The organism is Chitinispirillales bacterium ANBcel5 (genome assembly GCA_029688955.1).
GTDB classification, from domain to species: domain Bacteria; phylum Fibrobacterota; class Chitinivibrionia; order Chitinivibrionales; family Chitinispirillaceae; genus Cellulosispirillum; species Cellulosispirillum alkaliphilum.
Genome location: JARUKZ010000036.1, coordinates 1 through 13,172 on the forward strand (window position 1 = coordinate 1; position 13,172 = coordinate 13,172).

Annotated in this window: 10 protein-coding genes; all 10 read right to left on the minus strand. The window is 37.0% G+C overall.

Annotation, left to right across the window (positions count from 1 at the left end):
- Window positions 1-720, minus strand: a 720-nt coding sequence (locus QA601_15250) for a DUF262 domain-containing protein (GenBank protein ID MDG5816452.1), incomplete at its 3' end; no start/stop codon positions are given.
- A 15-nt stretch (window positions 721-735) separates the two neighbouring features.
- Complete coding sequence (locus QA601_15255) at window positions 736-987, minus strand: hypothetical protein (protein ID MDG5816453.1); 252 nt, start codon at window positions 985-987, stop codon at window positions 736-738.
- An 81-nt stretch (window positions 988-1,068) separates the two neighbouring features.
- Complete coding sequence (locus tag QA601_15260) at window positions 1,069-1,701, minus strand: hypothetical protein (protein ID MDG5816454.1); 633 nt, start codon at window positions 1,699-1,701, stop codon at window positions 1,069-1,071.
- A gap of 272 nt (window positions 1,702-1,973) precedes the next feature.
- On the minus strand, window positions 1,974-2,948 hold the full coding sequence (locus QA601_15265; GenBank protein ID MDG5816455.1) for an HNH endonuclease: 975 nt from the start codon (window positions 2,946-2,948) through the stop codon (window positions 1,974-1,976).
- A gap of 147 nt (window positions 2,949-3,095) precedes the next feature.
- Window positions 3,096-4,688, minus strand: coding sequence for a hypothetical protein (locus QA601_15270; GenBank protein ID MDG5816456.1), 1,593 nt, complete (start codon window positions 4,686-4,688; stop codon window positions 3,096-3,098).
- A gap of 128 nt (window positions 4,689-4,816) precedes the next feature.
- Window positions 4,817-6,346, minus strand: a complete 1,530-nt coding sequence (locus QA601_15275; GenBank protein MDG5816457.1) for a hypothetical protein — start codon at window positions 6,344-6,346, stop codon at window positions 4,817-4,819.
- A gap of 3 nt (window positions 6,347-6,349) precedes the next feature.
- Entirely contained in the window at window positions 6,350-7,546 is a 1,197-nt protein-coding gene (locus QA601_15280) for a P-loop NTPase fold protein (GenBank protein ID MDG5816458.1), read from the minus strand.
- Window positions 7,546-10,599, minus strand: a complete 3,054-nt coding sequence (locus QA601_15285; protein MDG5816459.1) for a DEAD/DEAH box helicase family protein — start codon at window positions 10,597-10,599, stop codon at window positions 7,546-7,548. Before QA601_15285 ends, QA601_15280 begins: the two co-directional genes overlap by 1 nt.
- A gap of 87 nt (window positions 10,600-10,686) precedes the next feature.
- Window positions 10,687-11,085 (minus strand): four helix bundle protein, encoded by a 399-nt coding sequence (locus QA601_15290; protein ID MDG5816460.1) that lies wholly within the window; start codon window positions 11,083-11,085, stop codon window positions 10,687-10,689.
- A 68-nt stretch (window positions 11,086-11,153) separates the two neighbouring features.
- A complete protein-coding gene (locus tag QA601_15295) occupies window positions 11,154-13,106 on the minus strand; it encodes a site-specific DNA-methyltransferase (protein MDG5816461.1) in 1,953 nt (650 codons plus the stop codon).
- Window positions 13,107-13,172 lie beyond the last annotated feature (66 nt).

A 13,172-nucleotide genomic window follows, 5' to 3' on the forward strand; every position in this document is an offset into this window, starting at 1 on the left:
AAGGTAATTTTTTAACAGGTCTGTTGCAGAAAGACGAACTCCCCGTGCATTCAAAGTTTCAAACACCTTGAAGGCGTTTAACTCATCAGTAACAGTGATAACTGTAAAAAAGAGTTTATCCACCAGGCTATCGATAAACCTTGCCAGGCATTCTCCACCCTTTTCATCAACGCCACAATGACCTTTGATTCTTTCTTTAAACCAAATGAATGCTTTACGTAATTGATGCTCGGAAGCGTTCAATCCACGCTGGGGCAGCCTCTCCAAAGTCACGAGATATGTTTGATAGAACTGGTTGTTATGTCGGTTCAGTACCAATTTAGGTTGGGGTACAAGACTTACCGGATCCAGGTATCCGATATAGCTGTTTTGGAGTTGCTCCTTACGTTTGGAGTTTCTCTCTGCATCATAATCTGCGGCAATCAGATCCTGAAGATACCCCAGTCCAGCCAAAATCATAACACTGATTGTTGTTATTCTTTGCTGTCCGTCAATGATATCAAACTGTTTGTTATCAGAGGACTGAAGCACAAGATATCCCATGTAGTGCGCTGCCTGACTATCCTGTTCATAAAGACCCATTATATCCTGCCAAAGGTCATCCCACTCGTCCTCTGCCCAGGAATAATCACGTTGGAAAGGAGGTACTCTGTAACCAAGCCCGTTTCCCAACAACTGTCGAAATGTATTGTTGGCTGTATTAAAATTCATTGTTGACATAGAACTAAAACTCCCTTATTTGTTTTGAGACGAAAACACCTTCAAATCCTCCCGCTCAGTCATCATCTTCATCATATTATACAACGCTGTATAAAAACCCTCATCCTTTGCATAGAGTTTATAGAGCTCAAGCTCCTTTTTGCGTTGTTGGGCCATAACATCATCCAGAATCTTTTTAAATGCAAGATCTCTGTTCTGGCTGTCCCTATTTTCTGCGACTTTTGTCTTGTAATCAGGATGTGCCTGAATCTGCTTACTGAGTGACACAAAACGTACGCGCTGATCTCTTTTTTTATAACAGAAATAGCACCTTCAAAACCTCAAGCCTGATCGAAAGACCGCTGTGATTCAATCATCTTGTGGTTCACTGGTTGTACTAAGCTGATCGTTACCACTTAGTTCCTGATCATCACATTCCACATCCTCAGCACGAGTACAAAACTTCACCAACACTGTAGATTCATCACTTCCCTTCCTTGTGCATGTAACAACTGCAAACGGTCCTTTTTTGGCCTTTTTCCTTATCTGCTTCCAATTATTTGCTAGCCACCAGGCCGCACCACTAGTACCCCACTCACTTAAACCAGCACAACAGATCCAGGTACGTTTAAGGTTACTTTCAGGGTTGGTTTTTATAATAACTCCAAAATCTTTGTATTTACTATCAAGTTCATTATGAAGCACAGAATGACCTGTTTTAACAGAAATTATTGTGTTTGAATCCACATCGAACTTCAAAAACTCATTACTTTCAATCACATCTGTGGATTTGAAATTGGTATGGCCTCCAACAGATAAAAAAGTGAAGTTCCATTTATCGTCTTTCTCTTCATCAGAAACAATCTGTGGAGTGATTCTGGAATATTTACCGATTTCATTAGAAAGGTAGTTGATAGCTCGTGTTGTAGCTATTGAATGTACCTCTGTTAAATTAACAGCGTTATAGATCCGTTCCCTTTTAACTTTAGATTTCGGTTTCATAAATTTATCATTAGGTGGCAAGAGGAGTGGGGGGATATATTTCGGGTAAACTAAATAAAACTCGCGAACAACATCATCACCGAAAACATACCTGAAATATCTGCAATGAATTATTTTACATAGCCTTTGCACTAACCATGTTAATAATACGACAATTGCGCCACCAATAACATTCCAAGCAATAGCCCATGCACCTTCAGTATATTGAACCATTCTTCACCTTTCAAGCATATAGCCATTTAGAATAGCTTTCACACTGTTTCATTCAGAGGTTACGTTATGTGTGTTCTTCTACCAATTCTTTGGTGTTCATGAATTAAAAACACCTCATTTGTTGATATTAATTGATCCTTTTCTTCTCTACACAGGACCAATGTTTTATTCAAAATATCATTAGCAAAAATAAATCTGAACGGCTCCTTTTTCCATTTTATTTCAATCGAAAAGCCTTTTTTACCGAAGAAATAAATAGTGAATTGTTTCGTTGTAAATAAAATTGTGTGAAAATGACTTGGGCATCCCATGTCAGTTTCACCAATATAAAAAAAGAGTTTCTTTCCCTCAAGACCACCATTAAGTGCATGTTCTGCGATATCGGGCAAATTAACTATTTTATCCTGAAACCCTAATAAATGTGCGTACTCTACACATGCTTTTGCCAAAAACCTATGCGGTGTTTTCTTTGACATTACATATTCGTATTTACCAACACTATGAGTAATTTCCACATCCATGTTGGTCAAAGTTCTTTCATGATATACTGAGCCAGGTACAGCTTTGGTTCGAAATTCTCTATAAGGTTGTAAGTGTCTTTGTATAAATTCAACAGGTATTTTGTATTTTTTTTGGATCTTGTATATTCTCCCGATGAACGGATCACATTTATCTTCAGCATCCAAACTACACACAAACTCATTCTTCCTTATTTCTGTCGTAATAATCTCATTTACAGTACTCTTAGGGATCATCTTTGCATTTAAACTATCATTGTAGGTTAGTGCAGCTTCTTTAAATCTAAATTCCAATGGTGGTTTTTTATCAGATTGAATTTCTTTATAAGCTGAATAAATTTCACCTTGTCTATTTAATTCAGCATCAAAACGGCTCAGTTTTTTATTACACACATTACACACCTGGTATGTAACAACTGTACCCCCTACGTTGCGCGGAATGATATGCTCAGCATCTACAGTAAGCATATCAAATTGCTTATTGCAAAAGATACAGTTCCTCTGTTCATTACCCACCAAATTACCTTTCGCCAAAATTCTTATACAGTCCTTACTCCATCATAGCCTTCAATAACGCAAGGTTAAAACTAGACATCAACTTCGTGCCATCATCAGAAAGATCTACAGCTGTTTTCTGCATAAAATAAACATTTACCTAATTTCTCACTTCATTCCCACACACTCACTTTCACTAACATCCAACTTCCTAACCTTCTCATCTAATCGCTTCACCTCAACAACCACTTTCTCTGCTATACCTTTTGCATCGAATAAAAAATGGTTTCCTCTCTCTGAGTCTTTATTATCTGCATAGACTGTGTACCACGGTTTCCAGTATGGCACTTCAGATAACTTTAGTTCTTTATCAATATCTTCCATTTGCTTCAATAGACCTTGTGTTTTAGGGCTAGATTCAAATCTACATAGACAGTTTATGAAACAACCGGGAGTGTTCCTGTGCTGGAAGAGCATAACTACTAAACCATCCTCCCCAAAGAGATCCTGCCAATGTTGCATAGATACAGTGATTTCAAGTAGATTTGACTCTTTATCGATATGGCTGCAGTTCGTTATTACTCCATAATCGCCTAGTCCAGATGTTATTTCACTGATAACCTCATCTTTTAATTGATGAAGTGTTTTGAAGCTGTGATATGCCTGTTCAAGTAAGGAGTGGTATTCTACCATAAGCTCGCGTATAACAGGAATAACCATTTCGGGAGTATTACTAAGAGGATCAAGAAAAATAACAGCAATTTCCTGTTCATAGTTTCCGGAGTTTTTGTCGGCAACAGGCGTATCCTTGATAATGTTGTGCCCAAATTTTACCTTGACTTTTTCCCATACTTGTTGAAAAAGCCAACGTATATAAGATAAGCGCTTTATCCTGTCATCACAGTCGATTCTTGTTCTATTATATTTTGAGTAATTACGAAAGGAAATATAAGGTTGGTAGTCTTTATTTATCCGCTTACATTTTCTGAAATCGATTCGTATAAAGAAACTTTCATGCTCGCAATATTTAGTTGATGCCCAGAAGTGGTATTGTGCCCAGGGTGTTCCCCCTATATTCATGCCATGCAAGTACCTGTGTTCACTAGTTATTAGTTTATCTGTGATTTTGCTTAGAAGACTCCCTTGCCCCTGCACAGTTCTCAACCCTTGTTCGAATTGAGTTGGAGATAGTGCTTGGTGAACAGACTTGTTGAATTTTTCATAGTAATCTGCAAAGTATGCATTATATTCAGCAAATATAGGGTTAGTACAATGCTGGTTCTGCAAAAAATCCAACCACTTATTGTTATCTATGAGACGGTACTTATCGGGTAATCTTTCATCATCCTGATTAATGAAACCTGTTTTGAAATAAATACCCAAAATGTCATGTACACTAGTGTATTTGTGTTCAATGAAATCATAATATCGTTCAAGCTGTTTACTATGATAAGAGGTGTTAGTTTTATCCTCAACAATGAAAGCAAAGGGGACTTCGTATCCTTTGATGATAACCAAGAAGAAAACATCTATTTTATTATACTGCTTTTCCAGCTTAGTTACTTCGAATACATCAGATGGTTCGATCGGATCATATTCATCAAACTGGTTAAAGAATAAACAGACTAAATTTCGAGCGATATTTGTTAGTTCCGGATCCAGTGATCCTGCATCACCAACAAGCCAACTAAGAAACCAGCAAAGAACAGCATCCTGTGATAACTCAGATGTGGCAAACTGAAACAAATTTGGTTGAGACATTATGGCTATTTTAAACCTTTTCTTCAGAAGGATAGCTACTCATAAACTACCAATATTCTGTCATTCTGATGTAACGTTCTCATGTATATTGTAAATTAAACGCTATAACTAATAACTAAAATTATTTTTCAAGGTGTTGTGTCTAGATTATCTTTACCATTTCTTACTATTGCGTTTATTATGTTAGTAAAACCTTGGTTATCCTTTTTTTGCATTTCAATTTCATAGATTTCTTTCTTTTCAGTAATTATATCTTTTAAATCTTTGATTTCAATTAAGTAAGAAATGTTCTTTATTATTATTTTATAATCAAGGAATTCAGCTGGTGTTCCTTCACTATAATACATCTTTATAAAATCAACAACTCTTTCAGGTTTATCATTAAATATAGATTTCAAATAATTACGCGCATTAGTTTGATTGCAATCTGCCCACCTGAACAGTAATTGTGTATAAGCATCAGACTCTTCAAAGACATCTTGCAATGTTGTTTTATTAATATCATATTTTGCCATACACCAACTATTCATTTTTTCCTTTACTTGTTCAATAGTACTATCAGATAGCTCTATATTGCTATTTAGTTGATCATAATTAATCGAATAAAAAACTAGAGATGTTTTAAACAAGTCAGAAAGCAAATGAAAATTATTTACAATTTCAAGTACGGCACGATCCATGTTTTTACATTTTCCAACATGCTTCCAAATAGCATAAGTCATTAATTCTTTTTGTGTTCTAAATGGGAATACCTGCTTAGCTTTTACTTGTCTATTTAAACTACCATAAGCCACTAATAGTTTTAGTGATTTATCTTCACATAGCTGAGTTATCAAATCTTCTACCAACCGTAAGAAAGTAAGAACTTGCTTTTCACTTTTTTTTTGATCATGAATTCTTTCAAGTATTCTTTCAAGCAAACTTACAATCTCAGCATGTTGCATATTATTCAACGACACTGGTAATTTAAAAAAGTCAATATAATCATAATCTACAATTAAGGATGTTCGATCAAAATAACAACTAAAGTAGCTATCGTTTGTGATGCGCTGTTTTCCGAAAGAATTTGCGAAATTGTAGTTTGGTACAAGTAACCTTAATAACAGTTTTCCAACATTTTGTGTTATAATGGGAATTTCTTTTTGATTTTCTTCTTGCTCTTCTTTTTTGCTTTGTTTTTTTTTATCTCCTTTCCTTTGTACTCTAACCTGTTTATCTTTTATACCTGCTCTTTTTTTTATTTTTTCATCTCTGTTATCTTCTATCCTTTCGTCAAATGGATTTATGGTTATTGGGTCCACGAAATATTCCCGATTTTGTGAAACCCAATAATACACTTCTGAATCAGTGACCTGAAGAATACATAATAAGAACAAATCTCTTTTATTTATAATACCTTTAAACACATGAATTTTTTCTATAAATAAATTCCCGAACTGTTTTACAAGTCGTGGTGAAGATAAGCACTTCTCAAATATTTCAATTGAATTAGTAATTTCAGCTTGTATTTGCTTACGAGATTCATCTTCAATATTTGTTTGTTCAAAGCAAAAGGATACAATTTCAAAAAAGTAGCTACTAAATCGATCGCCAATAAAAGGAGGAATATAAACTTTGTTTTGAAAAAAACGTTCCATATTTTTTTCTGTAATATTCACATCTTACTCCACTATAGACCTTAGTTCAACAGAAGGTACATACGAAAACATACCTGGTGTCCCAGAAACAATTATTTTTACCCTTTTCAAACGTTGTATTGTTTGTGTAAGCTGTAGAAATATATATTTTTTATTGATAGAACAACGTTCAAGATCATCGATGAATAGTACCAAATTTAAGTTCATAGCTTCTAAATGTTCTTCAATCAACACGGATAATTTCTCAAATGTAGTATTACAAGTTTTACCAAAATAGTCCTTAAATGATATACTAAAAGGTGCTGCTTTCATCTGAACTCCAGAAAATATCTTCTGAAATTTTGATGATACATTCCATAATTTCGGGTAAAGCCCTTCCATTTTGATTAATTCAACCAAAGCATTGTAAAACCCCCGTATAATATCTTCTTCTGCTCTATAGGACAATGCCGAAAACGAATGAAAAAAATAGCGTTCTTCATATTTTATTCCAAAATCTTCTTTGTAATTATTTTTGTAATTCTTTTTATACTTCTTTCTGTAATCTTTTCTGTACCGATCATAAAAACAGAACTTTTCTTTAAGCAGATTCAGAACAGAAGTTTTACCGACTCCGTTAGGACCAAGTAAACTAATCATTTCCAATGAATGAACTTCTTTTATAACCAATTTCTCTAACTCATTAATAATTGGTCCATATTCTAAGCGATCTTCTGAACTACTATTTATTGGGCTGGAACTAAGGTTAACATTTCTACCTTTTTTATTATCATCTTCTGCTTTTAAAGTTTTTTCTCTTTTAGAATAATTGATAAGACTGCCAAGAATTAAGGAAATTATAAGATAATCTCCGTTAAAAAGATAAGCCTTTTGAAAAAAATCTAAGTTTCGCAATATGAATATTGCGAATCCAACTAAAATTCCCAATGCAAAACCGTGAACATAACACCAATACATCCACTTAGTCTTTATAACTCTTATATAGAATGGCCAAGCAGTGTAAGTAACAAAGCTTAGTAGAAGACATAAAGAAACTACAACAAACAGTGTAAAATGCCAATTTGATGTAATTGGAATTTCAAGTAAACGAACTACTATGTTAGGTAGCTTTAAAATGTATTCATTGGGATCTCTAATGCTTGTGAGTAAACTGCAGACAAAATAGCATGTTACAAAAAATCCTAGTAAAAAGCTTATTGGGTTCTTTATATATCTAAACATCACACTCCACCCCCACCCACAATCTCCATCAACTTCCCAAACCCATTCACCACATCATATTTCACCTTCTCAGGATCCACTTTCCTATTAATCTCCTCAAAAAACTTCTTCGCGCACTCTATCTTTTTCTCCTCGATTCCTCGCAATTCCAGAGTGGACATCGATCCCTTGGTCTCTGCCACAAAGTAGATGTGTTTTACAGCACCCTCTTTAAATGAGATCGCCCAGTCGGGGTTGTAGTCTCCGACGGGGGTTGGAATGAAGAAACCTTTTGGTAGCTTGGCATAAACAACTACTTCGGAACTGGTGTCGAGCTCGGTTACGAAGTTGCGCTCTATCTTTGAATCAGTGATAACATAGTCGTAGATATGATTTCTGAGTTTGCCTGTAGCACGGGTGAAATCCTGTTTTGTCTGGCCTGAAGTGAATATGTTAGCATCATGAGTTTCGGCCAAAGTGTCGTAGGTTAGATGCTCGATTATAACCGCAGCCTTTTGCTCGTTTATGATACGGGACGCCTCAGAGATAAAGTGCTCAGGGTTTTGGCGAAACTGATCAAACACTACCTTGTTAATACCAGTAAGTATTTGCGCGACCGTTTTTCTGGTAAGCTGCGTGATACCGGCAATTTTCCCAAGAAGATCATACCTGACCATCGAGTGAACCGACTGAATTTCTGTAAGTGTTGTTGTCTTATCTATCTGAAACCCTTCACCGACCTTAAGCTGCACATCAGTGATCAGGTCCTGTTGTATGCCGGAGTGAATAGTGTACTGAAGCGGGGTTACCCGAAGATCACTATCCATCGCAGAGACACAGTTTTTTATCAGCTCTTCAGAGTCGAATTCAACTCTGTACACAGCTTTATGATTGATACGCTGCCAGAGCGCCTTAAACTCTTTCTTCTCCAAGTTGGCATTGAGCGGATTAAGCTTGGGCTTGCGATCATCCCCCACATCAGGGAGTTGAGCGTTGCTGAATACATTATCGATCAGATTGAAGATCTGCTCAGAATATGCCAGAAGCTCCTGGGGCAATGGTGCCAAAGAACCTTCGGTTCTGGCATTATGATATGCTGGCGTTATCTCATCTGTTGCACTGGTATAATCATTTTTTGCCAGATACTTATATATCTGCTTTGCCATGGTTTCTGAAACTTTGATTGGACCGGAAGCTGTCTGTATCTGCTGTCCGATAAAGTAATCTATATCTGCCTTACGCGGACGTGCCGAAAGTGTTTCGCTGATTTCCTTCTGAAGATTCGAAACGAAATCCTTATAGCTTTCACTTGCAACTACTGTAAGGATATTAATATCATGTACAGTAGATGCATGATCCTGACGTTCACCATCCTGATTAACTGAAAGCCGAAGACCACGCCCGACCTCCTGTCTTCTAGAGATTGTATTATCACTGTGTTTGAGCATACACATGATAAACACATTAGGATTATCCCATCCCTCGCGCAATGCTGAATGCGAAAAGATAAACCGTACCGGTTCTTCAAAAGAGAGAAGTCGCTCCTTATCCTTAAGAATAAGATCGTATGCATCGACATCATCTGAATCCACCGCACGTGCTCCAACAGATGGGTTCTTGAGATGTCGGGTCTTCTTATCTATTGAGAAATAACCGTTATGGGTTTGGGCTACTGAGATATTATCCAGGTATTTGCGATACTCAACATTATCCAGTGCAAGTTCGCTCAGATACTCTGCTACAAGCAGATTATATTCCTCTTCAAATATATGGGCATACTCCCCCTTCTCATCATCCTGGCTGTAGTCGCGATATTTTGCAACTTCATCGATGAAACACAGGGATAGCACTTTAATCCCTTGTGAAAAAAGCTGGCGTTCCTTCTCCAGGTGTGCTTTTATAGTTTCACGGATCTGGATGCGGCGTACTGTTGCTTCATTTACATCCCCGGTTGCTTCACCTGCGACAAGTACTGTTCCATTAGTGAATTCAACGGTATCTGTTGTATAATCGATCTGGGAGATGACAAAGCCCCGGTACTGGTCGAGTTCACCAGATATAGTATAAAGATCATCACCTTTTCCAAGCTTTCTTATAACCCGCTTGATACCGTTGTTCTGTTTAATCTCAAGTTCAATCCGTGCAACAGGTGCATGTTTTGAGATTTCTATAGATTCCAGATAGAGATATCCGTTGGTTCCTGCGAGTCCCTTTATAGTGATACCACGGACCGCGATCTTTTTAACCAACTTCTGGTTGTAGGCATCGAGTGCATCGAGACGGTGTATCTTATTATAGGTGGTTCGATGCGTAGCTGAATAGCGCAGGATCATCAGAGGTTTAAATTTGGGTAGCGCCTCAAGAGTTGCTTTACCCTCCATCTTCTGCGGCTCATCAAGAATCAGAATGGGGCGGTTACTGCTGATAACATCAATTGGGCGGCGTGTCTGAAAGTCATCCAGTTCATCATAGATTCTGCGATTGTCAGCACCGCGTGCTGCAAATGCCTGGATATTGATTATCATCACATTTATTCCGGCATCGGATGAGAAATTCTCCAATTGATGAAGCTGTTTTGAGTTATAGATGAAAAAACGTGCTTTTTTTCCATAGCTTTCAGAGAAATGTTCAGCTGTTATCTCAAATGATTTATGAACACCTTCACGAATAGCGATACTTGGCACCATGATAATGAATTTGCTCCACCCATAGCGTTTATTCATTTCAAAGATGGTTTTTATATAGCAGTAGGTTTTACCGGTCCCGGTCTCCATCTCGATATCCAGATTGATATTTCCGCCGGAGCTTGGAACTAGTTTTTCTGAAATGGGCAGGTTCTGTGCGCACTGAACTGCCTGGATATTGGTTAATACCTGTTTTTCTGTTATTTGCAGGTCTGAATTTTTGAAACCGGCGAGCTCAAGATTGCTTATCTGCTCATGGCCGTTAACCTTTACAACACCGGGATCAATCCTGTACTGTATGCCAGACGTATTTACTTGCCCAGAGAAGCACTCTACAACGGCATTCACTGCATTTGTCTGAAAAGGCTGAATTTTGAATCTTAGCTTCATAGTATTTTATAACTTATAATTGATAATTGATAATTGATAATTGCAAGAGTCCTTAATTATTCATTTTCAATTCTAAATTATCCATTTCTAGTTTTTAGTTCTCATTTTCGCCATATTCTGACGAGTTGTTTTTATAATGCTTGTAAGCAGTTTAATCAGTTCAACTATATTAGGTTTAATAGAATCGAAGCTTTTCTGATCGATTATTTCAGATTGATGTAACAAATCTATCCAGTAGTCTGTTTCATTGGCTTCTTTCAGGGCGATAGCTAATTTATGAGTGAAATCAGCTTTACTTTCAGCCTGTTCTGCTTCCCGAACCAAAGCTCCAACAGCAGTACCAGAGCGCAGTAATTGTTTGCTCAATACAAACTCACGTTTTTCCTCCTGCAGATAACGGTTAAGTTTTACAATCCGCAGAGCGAAAGCAAATGACTTTGCCTTAACCACATTATCACAAGCAGAATAATATTCATTACTGCTCATAATCCATCACCCACACACAATTTAACTTTCTTTCCATTCTTCAAATTATTCATTATAAATTATCAATTCTAAATTGAACGTACTTCGGTGATTGGTGAGAGCTGCTTAAAGATCTGATCTACATTGATTTTAACTGAATCAGAAGTGAAACTATTATCTTTGAAAACAATGCGCAATGGTTTATAGGAAGTAAGTTCTTTCACCAACTCTTCTGTAACACCACTATCGAAACAGGCAATTAATGCATTTTCATCCACAAAGAAGATTGTTTTATCCTGAATCATTTGTTTTCGGATTGGCAGGGTAAGATCTACACCCCAATCAAGAAGGACCTGGAAGAGAAGGTCTTCGGGGGTACGCTCAGGCTTTATGTTATCGACTGAAGTGAAGAGGTCATTAGGTTGAATTGCATCTGGTGTATAATAGATCTCTGCCATGTTTGATGTATCTATTTTTAGGACTCTAAAACCGATGTCTAATTTCGTGGCATCTGGACTCCCTGATTGATCTTCAAGTAATGATGTTTGATCCACGTTTGATTTAGAAATTAGTTCTTCTTTTATTTTCTTACCCGCACGGCGGATTCGTTCTCTGGAAATATCTGCGATTGTCTTGTAACCCGATTTGTATGCTTCCGATTTTTCATTACACATTTCAGGGAGCTGTACCATAATAAATTTACGGTTACCACCATCTTCAGAGTTTAAACGCATCACGGCTTCGGCTGTAGTTGCAGAACCGCAAAAAAAATCGAATATTAACGCATCTGAATCACAAAGAATATTGACGAAAAACTTAATCAAAGAAGTAGGTTTAGGATATTGAAATAACTGGCTATTGAAATAATCTCGAATTTCTTTTGACCCATGCTCAGTTCTTCCGATTTCCTTTTCTGGTAAATAGGTTGAGACTGACATTCTTATAGTATCAGTACCATACTTTATTATGGCCTTTGCTTTATCTTCCTGTTCGAAAACTCTGAAAGCTGGTTTTTTCAACTTTAAAAAATCGTAATCATCAGGAAAGACAATTTTACCTTTTTTATAATAATCATCAAATGTTTCTTTAGTCACTGACCATGTACGATTCTCACTAGCTGGATACATCTCACCACTCTTTGGGTTTAACATTGTAAAAAAAGAGTTTGGTCGCTCAGTAGCTGTTTTATTGGTCGTTAAATCTTGCAATCTCCACCGATCTTCATAATCATCAGTTTTGTAATAATTTCTTTCGCCTAATCGACCCGCAATAAAGCAAGGCTTCGCATAAGCAATCACCCATTCTACATCATTCGAAACACCATATGGGACATCAGCTTTTGCAGTTCTACTCCTCCAAGGGAATATTCCGACTAGAGCATCAGAACCAAATACCTCATCGCACAATCTTTTAAGATTTGCTTGTTCATGATCATCAATACTAATAAATATTACACCATCATCTTTTAAGAGACTTTTTGCTAATTTGATTCTAGGATATAACATAGAAAGCCAATCAGAATGAAACCTCCCATTGGCCATAGTATTTGTTACCAACTTATTTCCATATTCATCCTTCTGATTCGACCTTTTTAGGAAGACTTCTGTATTTTCTGCGAAATCATCCTCATAAATGAAATCATTCCCAGTATTATAAGGCGGATCAATGTAGATCATCTTGACCTTCCCCAAATACGTCTCCTGCAATAGCTTCAGAGCTTCAAGGTTATCGCCTTCTATGAACAAATTCTTTGTGGTGTCAAAATCTACGCTTTCTTCTCTACATGGTCTCAATGTTTTTGCTATCGGAGCATTCGCGGCAAGCATCGCCTCGCGCTTACCCGGCCAGTTGAGGTGATACCGCTCCTGGGGACCTTCTACAATGGAATCGGTAAGCTCCTGCTTCAACAGATCAAAATCAACGGCCAGCTTGAGCTTACCGTTTTCATCTTTGGCCTCGGTTACGCAGTTGGGGAAGAGATCGCGTATACGGGTTATGTTATCCTGTGTCAGATCAGGCGAATGCATCTTCAATTTATCCATATAAAATCCTTTAATAACCACAAAAGATATGTTAAGAATAAGACAAAAGAATAAGAGATTTAACCG

Coding starts and splice junctions, on each gene's coding strand:
- QA601_15280 (MDG5816458.1), bottom strand. CDS start 7,546: ATGTTTAGATATATAAAGAACCCAATAAGCTTTTTACTAGGATTTTTT.
- QA601_15295 (MDG5816461.1), bottom strand. CDS start 13,106: ATGGATAAATTGAAGATGCATTCGCCTGATCTGACACAGGATAACATA.
- QA601_15285 (MDG5816459.1), bottom strand. CDS start 10,599: ATGAAGCTAAGATTCAAAATTCAGCCTTTTCAGACAAATGCAGTGAAT.
- QA601_15290 (MDG5816460.1), bottom strand. CDS start 11,085: ATGAGCAGTAATGAATATTATTCTGCTTGTGATAATGTGGTTAAGGCA.
- QA601_15260 (MDG5816454.1), bottom strand. CDS start 1,701: ATGAAACCGAAATCTAAAGTTAAAAGGGAACGGATCTATAACGCTGTT.
- QA601_15270 (MDG5816456.1), bottom strand. CDS start 4,688: ATGTCTCAACCAAATTTGTTTCAGTTTGCCACATCTGAGTTATCACAG.